A 19,146-nucleotide genomic window follows, 5' to 3' on the forward strand; every position below is an offset into this window, starting at 1 on the left:
TAGAGTTTAATTATAGAATTTAAAGGAGAATTAAAATGAATAGAAATGAAGTGATTGAATTACAACATAAACGTTTTGCAGTAAAGAAATATAATCCGAATCGTCGTATTTCAGATGAAGATTGGGATGCATTAGTGGAAGTAGGACGTTTAGCTCCATCATCTCTTGGGTTTGAACCTTGGAAAATGCTTCTATTAAAAAATGAACAAATGAGAGAAGATTTGAAAGAAATGACTTGGGGAGGAATAAATAGTTTAGAAGCTGCGAGTCATTTTGTAATTTTCCTTGCTCGTAAAGGAGTTACTTATGATAGTCCGTATGTAGCAAAGTTGATGAAGGAAGTAAAAAATCGTGATTATGATCCAAGTTCAAGATTTGCTCAACGTGTAAAGAGTTTCCATGAAATAGATGCTGGATTAAATGATGAAAGAACATTATTTGACTGGGCTAGTAAACAAACGTATATTCAAATGGCAAATATGATGTCTGCAGCAACTCTTCTAGGAATTGATTCTTTACCGATTGAAGGGTTTAACAGAGAAAAAGTAGAAGCATATTTAAAAGAAAAAGGATTTTTAAATACGGATGAATTTGGAGTATCTGTAATGGCAAGTTTTGGATATCGTGATCAAGAGATTACTCCTAAAGTTCGTTGGAATAAAGAAGCAATTTATGAGGTAATTGAATAGTTTTTAATTTCGACTTTAAACTGTTTAAAGAAATAGTAGAATTTCTTTGGACAGTTTTTTGAATTTTAGAATATTTTGTCTCGCTATAAGAAATCGTGTAGTTTGTGAATCAAAATGTCATTTAAATAGAGTATTAGAATTATTAAATAATCAGAATAATTCTGAAAAATGTTCAAAATTCTATTTTTGCATTAAAATTATTTGCTTTTTTTTGTTTAAAGATTGTGAATAGTTTGTGAAAAACAATGGATTCACAAATAGAATTTCATATTTTTGAAAATTTAAACAAATCTTAAGAAATTTAAAGAGTCTATTTTCTACTTCATATGAATTTAATGATAAAAAATAATATATTTTCATAATTTTTCAAAATATTATTTATAAGTTTCTTTTAGAGGAAAACTTATAAATGAAAATAAATGATGAAACACAACGTTTCGGATTAATTCCTTTATAGTATTAATTTTCATAATTTCAATAGTGTTATTTCTATAAAATGCCAGAAATATTCTTGAAGCTTTTCACAGATATATTATAATTAAGTAGAAGAAAAAATAGGAGGGATTCATATGAGTAGTATAGAGAAATTAGTTTTAGAAATTCAAAATGGGGATGATGAAGAAGCTTTTCCTCTTTTAGTAGGAAAAGTAAAACCTTTAATGTATAGTGTTTATTATCGTCATTTTTATTTCTGTATTGAATTAGAAGATTTTATTCAAGAAGCTAGTTATTTATTGTTTTACACGGCAAAGAAATTTGATTTAAAAAAAGGTACAGTCTTTATTTCTTATTACGAACGTGCATTAAAAAACTATGCTATACAATTAGTACGACATGAACATCGAGAAAGAGTAGTTCCTGGTTCTTGTTTATGCAATTATGATATTTCTAATTTTAAGTATCCTGTGTCTGTTGAAGAAGAATTTTTATTAAAAGAAGAAATTCCTCATTATTGGCGTTCTCTGTCTCCGTTTGAAAAAGCAGTATTATTACATTATATGAAAGGATATACATTTGAAGAAATTTCTGAAAAATCAAATAAATCTTTATCTGCCATTAAGAGTGCATTTAATCGTTGCCATAAAAAATTCAAATTGTTTTACAATAAAATACAAGAAGAGGAAACGTAAAATGATAGATAACTTTACAGACAACTTTCTCCCGAACGTAGGGACTAAGAATTATTTTTGTAGTTAAATAAAGCCAATGAAATCAATACTATGGAAGTAGTGCTAAAATAAAAATCGACACCATAAAATCCCGTAAAATAAAGATTTTATGGTGTCGATATGTGCATTGTAACACAAATAAACCTATTTAGTGAAGAAGAAAATTTAGGGGAATTAGAAAAATTAGCATAAATACTATCAGTATTACCAGCAGAAAAGTTATTAAAAAAATTAGATGAAGAACGAGAAAATGGTCGAAATGATTATCCAGTTGTATGTATGTGGCGTTTACTCCTTGCGAAAAATATTTTCCAACATGCAACGATTGAAAGTTTATTGCGCGAATGTCATAGAAATAGCCAATTAAGACAATTATGTGGACTTCTATCGCACTATATTTCTATGAATCATACCAATAATCATGTTCGTATAGTGCCAAGCTCTGCTGTGATGTCTCGTTTTATAAAAAATTAAAGGAACATCAAGAAGAATTGACAGAGATGATGGTAATTTTAGAAAAGAAATTACAAGAAGAATTAGCGGATTTTGGAAAAAAAGTAGCCATTGATGGGAAAATGATTCAAAGTTATGCCAATAAGGTATCTATTAAAGAACCAGACGGCAGAAGAGAAACGCAAGCAGATAGACAGCTAAAACTTATTATTCAAATAACGGAACTAAAACTACTAAGTATTATTTTGGTTTCCGAGTCCATTTATTAGCAGATGTAAATGATGAACGACCGTTGGCTTTTAAAGTGACTCCAGCAAGTAAAGGAGAACGGGAAGTCGCTGAAGAAATTCTATTAAAGAATACAAAAGCAGTGATGGCAGATAAAGGATATGATAGTGTTGACTTTAGGAAATTCATCGAAGAACAAGGGATAATTGCGATTATCCCTCCAAGATACATGTGGAAAGACAAAGAAAGTCATCAATATAAAGACACATCACTCTATTATAATCAAGATGGGGAAGTATTTTATCGCACAGAAGATATTCGCATCTTCTCTAAAGTATCACAAAAATCACATAAATTTGAGAGACTTTACAATCAGAGAAGTGCCATTGAGAGGATTAATGGTCGCTTAGACAGAGATTTTATGTTTGAAAATCATACGATAAGAGGATTAGAAAAAGTAACTTTATATGTCTCAATGGCTTGTTTATGTACATTAGGATTTGCTTATTTAAAAGTGAAAAAACAAGAAACAGAACATTTGAGCAGTTGGGTTGCATAATAGTTATATAACTTTTTTAAAAAAATTGCGAAAATTTAAGGGGGAATAGTTTGCTTTTTTTTAGGAACAGAGGTTACTATTGAATAAGTATGTCCGAAAATGAAAATAAAAAAAGGTTTTCTGAAATGATTTTTTCGTTTTTGGCATCATTTTTTGTTCCGAGAATCGATTTTCTTTTTCAAAAATAACGAAACCGCTATTTTAGGTAAAAAAAGGGCTACAGCGTAAATGATTGATTCGGACTAATATTTATTATTGCTCTATTGTATGATATACTATACAAGGTATATATGGTGTCTTTTAGGACACAAAAAGGAGGACCAGTTGTGGTTGCATTAAGTTTAAGAGCACAAAATATTGGAATTGATTTAGGTACAGCCAATACAATTGTCTATCTTGAAAATGAAGGAATTGTGACACGTGAACCATCAGTTGTCGCAAAAAATACAATTACTGAAGAAATTATAGCCGTTGGTCAAAATGCATTTGATATGATTGGTCGTACACCAGAAAATATTGTGGCAGTTAGACCAATGAAAGACGGTGTTATTGCAGATTATAATACAACAACAGCTATGTTAAAATATTTTGTACAATCAATTGTCGGTCGCTCTTTCTTTAAACCGATTGTAATGATTTGTGTTCCAAGTGGAATTACGGATGTTGAAAAAAGAGCAGTACTAGATGCTACTAAATATGCAGGTGCTAAAGAAGCCTATGTTGTTGAAGAACCATTTGCAGCAGCAGTCGGAGCAGGCTTACCAGTTCAAGAGCCAACAGGAAGCATGATTGTAGATATTGGTGGAGGAACGACAGATGTAGCAACAATTTCATTAGGTGGAATTGTCAATAGCCAATCTATCCGAATCGGTGGTGACGAATTAAATGAAGCAATTATTTTACATGTTCGTAAAAAATATAATTTATTAATTGGGGAAAGAACTGCCGAAGATTTAAAAATTCAATTAGGATCAGCTTCAGTTGAAAAAGCTTCTGCTTATGGAAGTATGCAAGTTCGTGGACGTGATATGGTTACTGGATTGCCAAGAATTATTGAAGTTGAAGCTGTTGAAATTGCAGAAGCAATGAGTGAAATTATTACGCAAATTATAGATGCAGTTAGAGACGTTCTTGAACAAACACCACCGGAGATTGCCTCTGATGTTATTGATCATGGTATCGTATTAACAGGTGGTGGTGCCTTGTTAAGAAATTTAGCAGACGTGATTTCTGACTATACTAAAGTTCCAGCTTTTGTAGCCAATGATCCTTTGGATTGTGTAGCTTTAGGAACTGGAAAAATTTTAGCAAATCCGCTATTAATGAAAAAATAATGAAAAGGAGACTGAACAGTGAATCCAATATTTTCGAATAAGAAATTAATTGGTTGGGTTTTAGGTGGAATTGTTACACTTTTACTCATTACTTTTTCACTCACTGTTGGTAGTACTATTGTTTCGCAAGGTGTTAATGATGTGACGAATATTTTAGGACGAATGCTTGCGTATCCTGCCAATAGTGTCAATGATTTTATGGAAAGTATTTCCAATTTGACAAATACTTATCAAGAAAATCAGACGTTAAAACAAAAAGTAGAAACAATTTATGAATTAGAAGTTCAACTAAATGACTTAAAAAAAGATAATGAAAAAATGAAGGAAACGTTGAAGTTACAAGATACTTTAAACGACTATACTTTAATTAACGCAACAGTTATTGCAAGAAATCCAGATACTTGGAGAGATATTGTTACGATTAATAAGGGAGCAAATGATGGATTAACTCCTCAAATGTCTGTTATGAGTGATAATGGTCTAGTAGGTAAAGTATTAGATGTGAATCCTACAAGTGCTAGAGTTGCATTATTATCGAATAATGATCATACCTTAGTTCGTGTTGCAGCGATGATTCAAGGAGAAAAAGAATCGATTTATGGAACATTAACAGGTTATGACCATGAAAAAAACATTTTAATTATGAGTCAAATTCAAGCAACTCAAGAAATTAAAGTTGGGGATAAAGTTGTGACGTCTGGTTTAGGAGGCGTTTCTCCAAGTTCTTTATATATAGGAACTGTTGAAGAAGTAGCAATGGATCGTTTTGGATTATATAAAGAAGTTCGTATTAAACCAGCAGCAGATACAAATGATGTTCGTTATGTAACAGTGGTGAAGCGAACAAGTGAAAGTAGGACTGAATGATGCATACTTCGAAGCGTATTTATTGGTTACCCATTTTGATGATTATTGCTTTTTTAATAGATGGAGTGATGATGAATCATTTTTCGGTATTTTTAATTGAATCAGGGTATACTCTTGTTCCAAGAATTGTGGTTATAACATTAATCTTATTAACTTTTATTATTGATCATTCAAGTATGTTTTGGTTTGCAGTAATGGTTGGATTTATGTATGATAGTTACTATTCTGGTATTTTAGGAGTTTATATGGCAATTTTTGCTGTTATTATTCGACTAATCGGTCATATTAGAGGGAAAATTAGTATCAATCCATTTACGTTGGGATTAGCTTTAATTCTCTTATTAACGATTACTGAAACCGGAGTATATATCATTTATACATTAATAGGGATTCAACATCTTTCAGTGCAACAATTTTTAATCCAACGTTTAGGTTCAAGTTTAGTATTAAATCTTGTTTTGTATTATGTATTATATATTCCTTTGAAAAACTTTGCTTTATGGGTACAATCTGGAATTTCTCATGAGAAAATTTCATTGCGAGCAACTCGTAGAAATCATGGGAATTCTTATCATTATCATTAACAGAAAGTCGGCTATAGCCGGCTTTTTTATGTGCGAACATATGTGCGAAAAAGTAGAAGAAAACGTTATAGTTATGTTATAATGAGTTTGGAAAAAGGAGGTATGATGATGAGCAATTTATACGATACAGCGAATCAATTAGAACGTGAACTTCGTCAATCAGATGAGTTTGCTGCAGTGAAAGAGGCTTTTGAAGCAGTACAACAATCAGAAGAAGCGAAAGCTTTATTTGAAGAGTTCCGTGATATGAATGTAAAATTCCAACAAAAACAAATGAATGCTGAAGATTTGACTGAAGAAGATATGGATTATGCAAATGCTTTATATCAAAAAGCTAGTTCTAACGAAGCTATTCAAACATTAATGCAAGCAGAACAACGTTTAAATGTGATGATGCAAGATATTAATCGTATTTTAACGACTTCATTACAAGAATTATATCAATAATTACATTGATCGAAACGGTCTTATTGATTTTTAGCCAAATGAATAAAATTCATAATGGACTAGAAGTGAATAGACCGTTTTTTATTTTTACAGATAAGGAGTTTTTATGATTCGCTTTATTCATTGTGCCGATATACATTTAGGAAGTCCGTTTACAGGACTTCAACAAAAAAATAGTACGATTGCATCTCAAGCAATCGAAGCTACAAAAAAAGCTTTTTTAACATTAATAGAAACTGCAATTGAATATCATGTTGATTTTGTTCTAATTTCAGGGGACATATTTGATTCAAGTCAGCAACATATTCAAGAAAAAATCTTTTTAAAAGAACAATTTCAAAGACTAGCTCAATCAGGTATTTATACGTATTTAATTCATGGAAATCATGATTATGGGAGGTTTACTGAAGAGTGGAATAATGAGTTTGTAAAAGTTTTTAAGAAGGAGGTTTCAACAGAAATACTGACCACTTTATCTGGTGAAAGTGTTGCGATTAGTGGATTTAGTTTTGAAACAAGATGGATAACAGAGTCGATGGCGCTGCAATTTCCAATGAGAAATGCATTAGTGGATTATCACATTGGAATGTATCATGGGCAAACTTGTACAACTTCTGATTCTTCTGGAGCTTATGCTCCGTTTAAAGTAGGTGATTTAGAAAAGCTTCATTATGATTATTGGGCTTTAGGACATATTCATCGAGCTATGGATTTAGATTCTGATGGAAGAATCGCATATTCTGGAACAATTCAAGGAAGAAGTTTTAAGGAAGTTGGGGAAAAAGGATTTTATCTTGTGACTTTAGATAAAACTTTGCCAATGGAAAGAAATTTTATGTCTTGTAATTCAATTGAATGGATAGCAATGACATTTGATTGTGAAAAAATTTCTTCAGTAGAATTTATTGTAGCAAAGTTATATCATCATATTGCGAAAAAAACGTGGAATTCGGACAAGACTTATTTATTAAAATTTGTTCTTAAAGTAAGTAGAGGATTTAATCAAGCTTGGTTGAAATTAATAGAAGATATATTACAAAATGAAATTGCAAAGAATTACAGCAATTTATATGTAATAGAAATGGAAGTGGATTATCAATCTTTTAAAGAAAATAATCAGTTATGGATTGATTTATTAGAGGATGAAGAAAGTCATCAAAATCGATTTCTCGAAATTCAAACGACTGCTATGCAACACTCATTGTTAGCAAAATATTTTTCAAAAGAAATGAGTAGCCAATCATTTCAACATAAAATCATTCAAAAAGCAAAATGTTTAATTGAAACAAATATGGAAGAAGGTGATGAAAATGTACATTAAGCAAATAGAAATATTTGGATATGGTAAATGGTCAAAAGTGAAAATGGATTTTCATCATCAACTACAAATATTTCAGGGGAAAAATGAATCGGGAAAATCAACGTTACGTTCTTTTATTCAACATATGTTCTTTGGTTTTCCAAAGAAATTTGCTGGGAAATACCCATATGAACCTCTAAATGGGGGAATGATGGGAGGAAGAATTTGGTTAGAAAAAACAGCTGAAGGTTCGTTAGTCATTGAACGAATGATAAAAAATGGAAAATTATTTTTTCGATGCGAAACAAGTTTAGGAAAAAGTTTATCAGAAGATAAATGGAAACAAATAATTTCCCAAATAGATGAGAAACAATATGTACAAGTTTTTGGATTTAATAAAGAGCAATTAGACCAATTTCATTTTTCTTCAATGGAGGAGATGGATCAGTTTCTCTATAGTGTGAGTGTAACCGGTAGTGAAGAATGGATGAAATTATCGACGAAATTACAAAAACAAGCAGAGTCAATTTTCACTCCTAAAGCAGTTAAAAGAGTGATAAACCAACAATTACAACAATTAGATTTACAAATGCGGAAAATTGAAGATTTAGCAAAAAATAATGATGTATATGAAGAAACGCTTCAAAAATCTGAAAATAAGAAGCAAGAGATTCAAAGCCTTTCACAGATGATTCAGAAAAAACAAGAAGAAGAAAGAAAACTTCAATTATTACAAGCTCATTGGAGCAACTATGAAAAATGGATAGAGTTAAGAAATAAGATTCATTTTAATCAGGAAGATAGTTGGAATCCAGAGTGGAAATACGAACTAGAAAAAAGTCGAATCGATTCTGAATGGAATGAGCAACAACTTCAACAATTACAGAAAGAGTATCATTTATGGAAAGAAAAACATCAGAATCATCAACAATTAAAAGAAGATGAAAGATGGTCTCAGTTATTAAATATTTCTTTACTGGAAGAGGACATTGAAGAAAAGATACTGATTAGAAAAAAATTAACATTAGAAATAGAGGAATTGCAACAAAATATTTTAAAAGAAGAAAAAATGTGGAATATCCATCATGAATTTCTTCCTATAGAAATCCCAGAACATGAAATAGAACAATTAAAAGAAAAGATTCATCAGGAAAAATTTCTGAATTTTGCAGAAATAGAATTAGAAAGTCAAATAGCTCGCTTAAAAGAAGAACAAGAAAAAATCAAGAGTCATTCTGAAAAACAAAATAGCAACTATCCTCGATTGAATGTTAATGGACTGTTGATGTTTAGTGGAGTAGTGGTTATTCTTTTTTCTCTGATGTTATTTACAAATCCTGTGTTAAAAGCAATTGGAGGAATCAGTGGTTTAATAATCAGTTTATTTAGTTGGATGTATGGAAAGAAATCTACCCATACAAATCAAGTTAAGGACTATTTCTCAAAAAGATTAGAGAAAATCACTGTTGAATTAGAAGGATATACATTACAAAGAACCATTAATAAAGAAAAACTCGAGAAAATTTCACTGGAATTAGTTAGTTGGAGAAATAACTATGGATATGCTGACTCCCAAATATCAGTAGAACAACTTTGCCAAGGAGATGTTTTAAAATCTCTTCGATACTTTGTTAAACAGGCTCAAACAAAAGAAGAATTACTTCGTCAAATTGAAAAAGAGTTCATGCAATTACAGAAGAATTGGCAGTGGGTGTTTGAACTGAAAAAAGAAGCTATTCCTCATACGATTGAATTAGAATGGAAATTATTAAAAAAAATCATTCAGGAAGTTCAAAATTCTTATCAAACAGAAATGATTCAGATGAATGAAGGGTTAAAATTACAAGAACAAATTCATCAATTGTATCGTGAAAAACAAGTGTTAAAAGAACAATTAGAAGTATTATTGAAGACAGCAAACGTTCAAAATATGGAGGAATTTTATCAAAAAGAAGCAGAATATGAAGCGAATCGTTTGCTCATCCAACAATATACTCAAATCAAACAAGCTTTAGAACCATATTTAGAAGAACTTAAAAAGTTACAAAATCAAGAAGAATTAGAGAAAAAAATGAAAGAGACTCATCAATCATTAGTCATACTTCTTCAAAAAAATCAATTTTTATTAGAAGAACAAGCAAAAAATCTACAACAGATTCATCATTTAGTAACAGATGGAACATACCATGAACAAGTGATTCAATTTGAATTATGGAAGGCAGAAGTAGAAGAACAAATAGTAAAATGGGCAAGTTCTTTATACGCTTCAAAATGGATTTTAGAAAGTTTACAAAACCAGTTGCCGACTCAAACAGATGAAGTGCTAAAGATAGCGGCTCATTATTTTAATCGATTAACTCAAGGTAGATATCAAGCTATTCAAATGAAAAATATGAAAATAGCTGTACAAAATAATGAAAAACAGTGGTTATTTGCGAGTGAATTATCAAGGGGAACTTTGGATCAATTATTAGTGAGTCTTCGATTGGCATTTATCGGTAATCTATCTTCTAAAGTTCCATTACCGGTGTTAATCGATGATAGTTTCGTGAATTTTGATAGTGAACGTAAACAGATTATGTTACAATTAATTAAAGAGCTTTCAAGTAAAGTACAAGTGATTTATTTTTCATTAGATGATGAGCCATTTACAATTGCTGAAACAGAAGCTAATGTAATAAGATTACAAAGATAGAAAGAAGAGGTATTCATGGTAAAAAAATTATATGATTACGCAGTAGATGAACCGTTGGAGTTATTTTTATTAATTAAAACAGCAGACGTAAGATTAGCAAAGAATGGAAAGCCATTTTTAGCTTTTACCTTCCAAGATAAGTCAGGTCAAATGGATGGAAAATATTGGTCTGCAACTCCAGAAGAAATTGAACGTTTTTCATCAGGAAGTATTGTTTATCTTGCTGGAAAAAGAGAAATCTTTAATGGAATGCCCCAGATTAAAATTACTGGATTACGTTTATCTAGACCAGAATTTGGTGAACCAAATGAGGTTTCAGATTTCTTAGAACACGCACCAATGAAAAGAGACGAAATGGAGACTGAATTAAATTCTATTCTGTTTGAAATCATTAATCCAGTCATGCGAAGAATTGTGCACAAAATTTTAGGGAAGTATCAACAAGATTTCTTCGAATACCCTGCAGCTAAGCGACACCATCATGCGTTTGCAGGAGGATTAAGTTATCATACTTTATCGATATTACGCTTAGCTAAATCTATTGCGGAACAATATCCAGAAGTAAATCGTTCATTATTACTTTCAGGTGCTTTATTACATGATATTGGGAAGATTATTGAATTATCAGGAGCTGTTGGAACAGAGTATACTCTAAAAGGAAAATTAATGGGTCATATTGTGTTAATGGATGAAGAAATAACAAAAGCCTGTGAAGAATTAGAGATTGATCAAAGCCATGAAGATGTTGTTTTATTAAAACATTTAGTATTAGCTCATCATGGTAAATTAGAATATGGTTCTCCAGTTCGTCCATTATTATTAGAAGCAGAAATTTTACATCATGTGGACTTAATGGATGCGAGTGTCACAATGATTACTTCAGCATTACAAAAGACAGAACCAGGACAATTTAGTGAGCGAATTTTTGGATTAGATCATCGAACATTTTATAAACCACAAACTGTAGAGTAGAAAATAAAAAAGAGGTATATGCTATAAACTGTAATTAAAAATATCACACTTAAAGAAAGGCGATTCAAATGTCAAAAAATGTAAAAAAATATTATTATTGGGTTTGGTAAAGCAGGTAAAACTATCGCTGCTTACTTAGGAAAACAAGGAGAAAAAAAGTTTTAATTGAAAAATCTCCTGTAATGTACGGTGGAACAAGTATCAATGTTAGATGTATTCCAACTAAAAAATTGCAACAGCAGCAGCTTGTAAAAAATATAGCCAAGAAGATGCAGCAAGTTATTATCAAAAATCAATTCAAGAGAAAAAAGCTTTAATTATTGCCTTAAATCAAGCAAATGTTCAAAAAGTTAATGCTGCTCCTAATGTAACAATTGTAGATGGATTCGGTCGTTTTGTAGCTGAACATACAGTTGCTGTAGATACTGCAAATGGAGTGGAAGAATATGTAGCAGATGCAGTTTTAGTAGCAACTGGTAGAAAACCAAATATCCAAGGCTTAGACTTAGAAAAAGCTGGTGTTGAATTATCTGAACGTGGAGCAATTAAAGTAAATGAATTTTTACAAACAAATAAACCACATATCTTTGCATTAGGAGATGTAAATGGTGGACCTCAATTCACATTTATCTTATTAGATGACTTCAGAATCGTGAAAAACTTCTTAGCAGGAAATAAAGAATATTCAACTAAAGAACGTTCATTCATTCCTACTTCAACATTTATTAGTCCTACATTATCAAGTGTTGGGTTAAATGAAAAAGCAGCGCAAGCAGCAGGTATTCCAGTGAAAGTTGCTAAGTTACCAATGGCTGGTGTTCCAAAAGTTAAAATTTTAGAAAATCAAGATGGATTCTAGAAAGTTTTAGTACAGGAACAAACAAATGAATTTGTTGGGGCAACATTATTTGCTGAAGAGTCTCATGAAGTGATTAATATCATTGTTACTGCTATTAAAGCAAAATTATCTTATACAGCTTTACGTGACTAAATCTTCACTCACCCAACAATGGCAGAAGCCTTAAATGATATATTTGGATTAATCAAATAGAGGAATCGAAATGGGAAACGACCTTATAGTGATCATCCATTGTTTAACCTATTTATCTGTACATTATGATAGAAGATTTTCTAGTCAACAATTAGCACATCATGCATGTAGTAATCCTGTTATTAATCGAAAAGTGATGAGTTTAGCTTCTTCTAATGGGTATGTTGATGTTGTGAATGGAGTTAATGGAGGATACAAGATTCAAGTAGATTCCAAAGATATTTTATGAGGAGATTTGTTTATTCTAGTTGGAGAGAATCAACGATTAAAAAAACAATATCAATCAACTTTAGATGAAGTATGTCTTGTGGCGAATCATATTTGTGGTGTTTTTTTTGACCTATAAGAAGAACAAATTCAAAATCAAATAGATTTTTATCAAAAACAGAGTATACTAGATGTTGTATAACGGTTACAAAAAAGTCTGAACAAGTCGAAGTTTAGAATGAACTTTAAGGAGTGAGTTTAATGGAATTTGTAAAAGAAGAAAATGCATTTAGACATTATAATGCTGTGGGTGAAGTGGATGCTGAAATTACTTTTCAAGTTGAAAAATATGTATTGATTGCTGATCATACTTTTGTAGATCCGATTTATAGAGGGCAAGGAATTGGAAAATTATTAGTCGATAAATTAGCGGATTATGCAAGGGAAAATCAGAAGAAAATCCATCCAACGTGTTCATATGTCGTTAATTTATTTAAAAAATATGATGAATATACCGATGTAAAAATATAAAAAGTTAAATTTCATAAAAAATCACAAAAAATTCATATTTTACCTTTATAATACATGCATACCCAATAAAACACCTAAGGTTTACTTCTCCAAAATAAAAAATGAACTCCCAACATTTTTTATTAGTAAACCCTCCTAACCTTTTCCCGTTGTTAGAAATAGCAACGGGTTTTTTGGTTTTATAATTTCTTACAGAATGATTAAATTTTTATCATAAGTGTTGGAAGTTTTGAAAAGAAATAGTATAGTTAATTATTATGGAAGAAAAAGGAGAATTTATGGCAAATCATTATTATACAAAAAATCCAGATAGCATTAGCCAACAAAAACATTGGACATATCGCTTAAAAGGAAACACTCTTTCTTTTACAAGTGATAATGGAGTTTTTTCAAAACATACTGTTGATTTTGGAAGTGAATTATTAGTTGAGTCTTATGATATTCCTGAACAGTTTCAAAAAGCAAGTTTATTGGATATTGGCTGTGGTTATGGGACAATGGGGCTAGCTTATGGAAAAGCTTATCCTGAATTATCCATTGAGATGATAGATGTGAATGAACGTGCTTTATTATTAGCAAAGGAAAATGCTGAGAAAAATGGAATTCATAATGTGGATATACATGAAAGTAATTTATATGATGCTGTAAAAAAATCTCAATATGAAATCATTATTAGTAATCCACCGATTCGTGCTGGAAAAACAGTTGTTCATACTATTTTAGAAAAAGCATATGATTATTTATCTAAAAATGGGCAATTAGTCATTGTGATTCAAAAGAAACAAGGAGCTCCAAGTGCTCAAAAGAAAATGGAAGAAGTATTTGGTAACTGTGAAAGAATTCAATGGGATAAAGGATATTGGATTTTAGTAAGTACAAAAGTTTAAAGGAGAATATTATGACAAGAAGAGAAAAGATGAAAAAGAAAAAAAGAAAGAAAGGCTTTAATTGGAGAATATGGGTGGCCGGACTATTATTCATTATTGCAGGATTGCTATTTGCTGCTGGACCGATTCGTTCTTATATGCTAGCACAATTCCAACAAGAGCATACGCAACAATTAAGTAAGGTTACCGCAGCCGAAGTAAAAGAAAATGAAACTCAAGATGCAGAGTTTGATTTTTCAACGGTTGAGCCTTTAGATTTACAATCAGTGCTTAAAGCGAAGATGGATACGTCTAAGTTTTTAACTTTAGGAGCAATTGCTGTTCCAAGTGTGAAATTAAATTTACCAATTTATAAAGGAATTTCTAATCCAGTGTTATTAGCGGGAGCTGGAACAATGAAACCAACTCAAAAAATGGGGGAAGGAAATTATGCATTAGCGAGTCATCACTATTTTTCAGATGAAAAATTATTATTTTCACCATTAATTAAATTAAAAGTTGGCGATAAAATCTATTTAACAGATATGGAATATGTCTATGAATACGAAACTACAAGTATCGATTTAGTGGAAGCTTATCAAGTTGAAGTGATTTATGATGTACCAGGAAAAACAGAGATTACTTTAATTACATGTGATGATTTACAAGCTTCTCGTCGTTACAGCTTTAAAGGAAAATTCGTTTCAAAAACACCAATTAGTGATGTCACTGAAGATGTAAAACAAGCATTTAATATTGATTTTACAACGTTATAAAGGCAGGTGGAGTAATTGGCAACTATTCAAGATATTGCGAAAAAAGCTGGTGTAACGAAAAGTACCGTTTCAAGATATTTAAATGGTGGATCGATTAGTTTAGAAACAGCGCAAAAAATTGAAAAAGTTATTAAAGAAGAAAATTATACGCCAAGCCCATTTGCTCGAAGCTTAAAAGCGAAATTAAGTTCCATGATTGGTGTGATTGTACCAAGAGTAGATTCAGCTGCTACTGCTCAGACATTAATGGGGATTGATGAAGTTGTTGAAGAATTAAACTATGAATTTATTATGAATAATGCCAGACAAGATAGTAAAAGAGAAATTAAAGCTATTGAAACTTTTGCTCGAAATAAAGTTGCCGGTATTATCTTGATTGCAACAGAGATAACTTCAGCACATATTACAGCAATTAAAAATTGTCCAGTCCCCGTTGTAATAGTTGGACAAGAATATGATGAAATTCATAGCGTAGTTCACGATGACTATGCAGCAGGGTTTGAGTTAGTTAAAAATCTTGCAGAATTAGGTTATCATGAATTAACTTATGTAGGAGTTTCGAAACGAGATTATGCAGTTGGAGTTGTTCGAAAAGAAGGGATTTTTTCAGGAGCAAAAGCTCATCAATTTGAAAAAATTGAACAGTTAGAAGGAGATTTCTCATCTCAAAAAGCATTGACCATCGGGATGGATTTATTTAAAGATCAAACACATTCTTTAGTCATTGCAGCAACCGATAAGATTGCAGTAGCTTTAATGAAAGCCGCTCAACAGTGTGGTAGAAAAATACCTGAGGAAGTTGCGATTGCGGGATTTGGTGGATATGAAATTGGTCAATTTATGAATCCAACATTAACAACGGTTGAATATCAGTTTAAAGAAGCTGGAAGAGTCTCCATGAAAGTTTTAGAAAAATTAATTCGAAACATTCCTTGCGAGATAAAAACGACGATTCCAGTTCATGTAAAACTAGGAGAAAGTACAAAAAAAGCTAGAAATTAGGAAAACACCTAATTTCTAGCTTTTTTATAAGGTTCAACATGAATATCTATGAAATTGATTCCGAAGTGTTCAGCGAGCTCTGTTTCGATTTCTTCTGTTATTTCATGACTTCTCCAAACGGTTAAATTAGGATCCATACAAACAGTTAAATCTAAATAAATATTAGAACCATATCGTCTAGCTTTCATTTCTTCAATACTTTTAACTTCTGGGTGAGAGAGTATGAGAGGTTTATATTCTTTCATTTCTTCTGTTTCAAATCCGTCCGTTAATTGGAAGGTACTTTCACTGAAAACATCATAAGCAGTTTTTAAAATCATCATTCCGACAATAAAAGCCATCACTCCATCTAACCATGAGAGTCCTAAAATTGCTGTGAAAATGGCAATAGAAGTAGAAATACTTGTTAAGGCATCACTATAATTATCCTTTGCTGCTGCTTTTAGCCCGATAGAATTTATTTTTTTAGCTAGTGAATCGTTAAAACGATAAACTCCGTACATCATTATACCAGAAATAAATCCTACTAAAGCAGTAATGAGTGATGGGAGTTCTGGAGTTGGATTCATAATAGTAGTCCAAGAGTTTCTAATAACTTCTATTCCAATGATACACATAATAAAAGAAGTAATGAGGCTTGCAAGAGTTTCAAATTTCCAATGTCCATAGGGGTGATTTTTATCGGCAGGTTTTTGTGAAATTTTTAAACCTATAAATACTAAAATGGAAGATAAAACATCTGTTAAATTATTTAAGCCATCTGCAAAGAGTGCTTGAGAGAAAAATAATTTTCCAAATAGTAATTTGCTACTTGAAAGAATGATGTAAGTGATAATACTTAGAATTGCACCTTTTTCAGCTTGTTTTAAACGTTGAGTAGCGTTCATTTCATTTCCTCGATTCTGTAAAATTTATTATAAAATTATAACAAAAAAAGACTGAAAATAAAAAGAAAATGCTATGAAGGTAATTTTATTTGAAAATATGTATGAAAATGACATAATAAATCTCTTTTTTTGACTATCTCTTGAGGAATTCTTTTGGTATAATAAAAACAATTGAAACGAAAGAGAGTGAAGTAAATGGCAACAGCATTAATTGTATATGCTAGTTTAACAGGAAACACAGAAGAAATTGCAGATATTTTAGCAGAATCATTAGAAGAACAAGGAGTAGAAGTAGATATTAAAGAATGTACTTCTGCTACAGCTGATGAATTTCATGACTATGATATTTGTGTAGTCGCAACTTACACTTATGGTACAGATGGTGATTTACCAGATGAAATCGTTGATTTTTATGAAGAATTAGAAGAAGAAGATTTATCAGGAAAAATATATGGAGCATTAGGTTCTGGAGATACTTTCTATGATAAATTCTGTCAATCAGTATTAGATTTTGATGAACAATTTGCTAAAACTGGTGCGACAAAAGGTGCAGAAAATGTATTAGTTGATTTAAATGCAGAAGAAGAAGATGTGAAAAATATCGAAGCTTTTGCGAAAAGTTTAGTAGAAAAATTAGGATAGAAGAGAAGGTAACAGTTTGGAAATAAACTGTTACTTTTATTTATGGAGAAAAAAGATGTATCAAACAATTGAAGGGATTGCGGAATATTTAGAAGTAGATATTGCGTATGTATTATATTTAATTCGTGAAAAGCAAATTTCTACGATTACAGTGGATGATGAAGTCCTCATTAATCGATCTCAATTTGATTTTTTTATGAAGCAACGTCAAAAAATGATTGAAGAATACCAAAAATACTTAGATGAACCGATTCCAGAAGATATTGATATTAAGGATGAGGATTAAAAAAAGGTTGCCAAGACAGGCAACCTTTTTTGATGTATTCATTATTTTAAGTAAGCAGCAGCTTGTGCTCCAGCTTGACGTCCAAAGATGATGATGTCAGCTACAGCGTTACCACCGATACGGTTAGCACCGTGAACTCCACCAGTTACTTCACCAGCAGCGTATAATCCATTGATAACTGAACCGTCTTCTTTTAATACTTGAGCGTTTGTATTAATTTTCAAACCACCCATTGTGTGGTGAATACCAGGTGCGATTTTGATTGCGTGGAATGGACCAGTTGTTAAGTCGTGATCCATAGCAGTTGAACGACCAAATTCGCCATCTTTTTTATCAGCAACAGCTTTGTTCCAAGCTTCTAAAGTTGCTTTTAAGTTTTCAGCAGGTACACCAATTTCTTTTGCTAAGCCTTCTAATGTATCAGCAGTTTTTACTAACCCACGTTTTTGATAGAATTTAACAGCTTTAGCACGATCTGTTAATGCATTATCTAAAATTAAGTATGCATATTTTTCTGGTAATCCGATAATTGCTTGAGATACTTTATCACGAGTTTCCATTTCATTGAAGAAACGTTTACCATCTTGGTTAACAAGGATTGCACCTTCACCACGAACTGATTCAGAAATTAATGTTGAAGTTGTTTGTTCAACAGTAGGGTGGATTTGGATTTCTCCCATATCTACAGTTGCAGCACCGATTTCTTTGGCTAATACAACACCGTCACCAGTTGAACCTTTTTGGTTTGTTGTTACAAATCCGTTTAATTCAGGTTTGTATTCAGTAACCATTTCCATATTTGCGCCGAAACCACCAGTTGTTAAAACAACAGCGTTTGAAGCAATTGTTTTTTCATTTCCGTCGATCGTTACTGTAACGCCAGTTACTTTACCATCTTTTTCATTTACTTTGTTTACAACTGCGTTTACAAATACTGGAATTTCACGTTCTGATGCATTACGTAATAATCCAGCTACTAAATATTCACCAACAGCTGAACCGTCTGCAGGACGGTGAGTACGTTTTTCACTCATACCACCAGTTGTTGTTAAGTTACTTAATGTAATTCCCATAGAATCTAACCAATCAATAGCAGAAGCAGAGTTATCTACTAAGAAGTGTAATAATTCAGGATTGTTTGTTCCGTGTCCACCTTTTAAAGACTCTGCATAGAATTTATCGTTTGAATCTTTAATTCCATTTGCTTCTTGGAATTTAGTTTGAGAGGCATTCATCCCTGCAGAAGATTTAGTTGTGTTTCCTCCTGCTGTTGCCATTTTTTCTAAAATAACTGGGTTTTTACCAGCTTCTTTAGCTTGGATAGCTGCTGATAAACCAGCACCACCAGAACCAACGATTACAACATCATAGCTGTCTTTTAATGTTGAAGGATCTGCATATTTTTGAGCAGATGCACTTGCAACAGCTTCTGTTTTAGTTGTCTCCTTTGTTGTTTTTGTAGTACTACTATTTCCGCAAGCAGATAATAATAGCACTGAGGCGAAGGCTAAACTAGCCATAAGACTTTTCTTCATCTCTATTCTCCTTTTTTGTGAATAATTTTTTTTGCCTTAAATATCCTAACATAAATTTCATTAATT

General features: G+C 31.5%; 21 protein-coding genes and 1 pseudogene. 20 read left to right on the top strand and 2 right to left on the bottom strand.

What is annotated here, in order from left to right:
* Window positions 1-35 precede the first annotated feature (35 nt).
* The 18 genes and pseudogenes from LK443_RS05905 (at window position 36) to LK443_RS06000 (ending at window position 15,730) form a co-directional block, all read left to right on the top strand.
* Window positions 36-689, top strand: a complete 654-nt coding sequence (locus LK443_RS05905; protein ID WP_227931027.1) for an NAD(P)H-dependent oxidoreductase — start codon at window positions 36-38, stop codon at window positions 687-689.
* A gap of 569 nt (window positions 690-1,258) precedes the next feature.
* On the top strand, window positions 1,259-1,819 hold the full coding sequence (locus tag LK443_RS05910) for an RNA polymerase sigma factor (RefSeq protein ID WP_227931028.1): 561 nt from the start codon (window positions 1,259-1,261) through the stop codon (window positions 1,817-1,819).
* A 318-nt stretch (window positions 1,820-2,137) separates the two neighbouring features.
* Window positions 2,138-2,332: a transposase gene (locus LK443_RS09540; RefSeq protein WP_416216987.1), complete on the top strand. Its 195-nt coding sequence runs from the start codon at window positions 2,138-2,140 to the stop codon at window positions 2,330-2,332.
* Window positions 2,333-2,358: 26 nt separating this feature from the next.
* Window positions 2,359-2,580 (top strand): hypothetical protein, encoded by a 222-nt coding sequence (locus LK443_RS05920; protein WP_227931029.1) that lies wholly within the window; start codon window positions 2,359-2,361, stop codon window positions 2,578-2,580.
* Window positions 2,581-2,582: 2 nt separating this feature from the next.
* Window positions 2,583-3,098: pseudogene (locus LK443_RS05925) on the top strand (transposase); the annotation flags it as partial.
* Window positions 3,099-3,388: 290 nt separating this feature from the next.
* A complete protein-coding gene (locus tag LK443_RS05930) occupies window positions 3,389-4,432 on the top strand; it encodes a rod shape-determining protein (RefSeq protein WP_227931030.1) in 1,044 nt (347 codons plus the stop codon).
* Between the two features lie 18 nt (window positions 4,433-4,450).
* A complete protein-coding gene (gene mreC / locus LK443_RS05935; protein ID WP_227931031.1) occupies window positions 4,451-5,299 on the top strand; it encodes a rod shape-determining protein MreC in 849 nt (282 codons plus the stop codon).
* On the top strand, window positions 5,296-5,883 hold the full coding sequence (gene mreD / locus LK443_RS05940; protein WP_227931032.1) for a rod shape-determining protein MreD: 588 nt from the start codon (window positions 5,296-5,298) through the stop codon (window positions 5,881-5,883). The genes mreC and mreD overlap by 4 nt, the downstream gene beginning before the upstream one ends.
* Window positions 5,884-5,991: 108 nt before the next feature.
* The gene (locus LK443_RS05945; protein WP_227931033.1) at window positions 5,992-6,330 is read left to right on the top strand and encodes a YlbF family regulator; all 339 of its coding nucleotides are present in this window, start codon (window positions 5,992-5,994) and stop codon (window positions 6,328-6,330) included.
* Between the two features lie 106 nt (window positions 6,331-6,436).
* Window positions 6,437-7,651 (top strand): metallophosphoesterase family protein, encoded by a 1,215-nt coding sequence (locus LK443_RS05950; RefSeq protein WP_227931034.1) that lies wholly within the window; start codon window positions 6,437-6,439, stop codon window positions 7,649-7,651.
* The gene (locus LK443_RS05955) at window positions 7,641-10,325 is read left to right on the top strand and encodes an ATP-binding protein (RefSeq protein ID WP_227931035.1); all 2,685 of its coding nucleotides are present in this window, start codon (window positions 7,641-7,643) and stop codon (window positions 10,323-10,325) included. Before LK443_RS05950 ends, LK443_RS05955 begins: the two co-directional genes overlap by 11 nt.
* Before the next feature lie 15 nt (window positions 10,326-10,340).
* Window positions 10,341-11,297, top strand: a complete 957-nt coding sequence (locus tag LK443_RS05960) for a 3'-5' exoribonuclease YhaM family protein (protein ID WP_227931036.1) — start codon at window positions 10,341-10,343, stop codon at window positions 11,295-11,297.
* A 373-nt stretch (window positions 11,298-11,670) separates the two neighbouring features.
* On the top strand, window positions 11,671-12,156 hold the full coding sequence (locus LK443_RS09465; protein ID WP_322563575.1) for an FAD-dependent oxidoreductase: 486 nt from the start codon (window positions 11,671-11,673) through the stop codon (window positions 12,154-12,156).
* A gap of 202 nt (window positions 12,157-12,358) precedes the next feature.
* On the top strand, window positions 12,359-12,577 hold the full coding sequence (locus tag LK443_RS05980; RefSeq protein ID WP_227931037.1) for an Rrf2 family transcriptional regulator: 219 nt from the start codon (window positions 12,359-12,361) through the stop codon (window positions 12,575-12,577).
* A 239-nt stretch (window positions 12,578-12,816) separates the two neighbouring features.
* Complete coding sequence (locus LK443_RS05985; protein WP_227931038.1) at window positions 12,817-13,086, top strand: GNAT family N-acetyltransferase; 270 nt, start codon at window positions 12,817-12,819, stop codon at window positions 13,084-13,086.
* 278 nt (window positions 13,087-13,364) lie between these two features.
* A complete protein-coding gene (locus LK443_RS05990) occupies window positions 13,365-13,973 on the top strand; it encodes a class I SAM-dependent methyltransferase (protein WP_227931039.1) in 609 nt (202 codons plus the stop codon).
* Window positions 13,974-13,984: 11 nt separating this feature from the next.
* The gene (locus tag LK443_RS05995; RefSeq protein ID WP_227931040.1) at window positions 13,985-14,728 is read left to right on the top strand and encodes a class A sortase; all 744 of its coding nucleotides are present in this window, start codon (window positions 13,985-13,987) and stop codon (window positions 14,726-14,728) included.
* A gap of 15 nt (window positions 14,729-14,743) precedes the next feature.
* Window positions 14,744-15,730: a LacI family DNA-binding transcriptional regulator gene (locus tag LK443_RS06000; RefSeq protein ID WP_227931041.1), complete on the top strand. Its 987-nt coding sequence runs from the start codon at window positions 14,744-14,746 to the stop codon at window positions 15,728-15,730.
* Window positions 15,731-15,738: 8 nt separating this feature from the next.
* Here the strand turns inward: LK443_RS06000 and LK443_RS06005 are convergent, their stop codons facing one another.
* A complete protein-coding gene (locus LK443_RS06005) occupies window positions 15,739-16,617 on the bottom strand; it encodes a cation diffusion facilitator family transporter (protein ID WP_227931042.1) in 879 nt (292 codons plus the stop codon).
* A gap of 195 nt (window positions 16,618-16,812) precedes the next feature.
* Here LK443_RS06005 and LK443_RS06010 point away from each other — a divergent pair, with 195 nt between their 5' ends.
* Window positions 16,813-17,259: a flavodoxin gene (locus LK443_RS06010; protein ID WP_006703079.1), complete on the top strand. Its 447-nt coding sequence runs from the start codon at window positions 16,813-16,815 to the stop codon at window positions 17,257-17,259.
* A gap of 55 nt (window positions 17,260-17,314) precedes the next feature.
* Entirely contained in the window at window positions 17,315-17,545 is a 231-nt protein-coding gene (locus LK443_RS06015; protein ID WP_227931043.1) for a hypothetical protein, read from the top strand.
* Between the two features lie 41 nt (window positions 17,546-17,586).
* On the opposite strand, the gene LK443_RS06020 is transcribed toward LK443_RS06015, so the two are convergent.
* Window positions 17,587-19,080: a flavocytochrome c gene (locus tag LK443_RS06020; RefSeq protein WP_227931044.1), complete on the bottom strand. Its 1,494-nt coding sequence runs from the start codon at window positions 19,078-19,080 to the stop codon at window positions 17,587-17,589.
* Window positions 19,081-19,146 lie beyond the last annotated feature (66 nt).

The organism is Granulicatella elegans (assembly GCF_020735385.1).
GTDB lineage: Bacteria > Bacillota > Bacilli > Lactobacillales > Aerococcaceae > Granulicatella > Granulicatella elegans_B.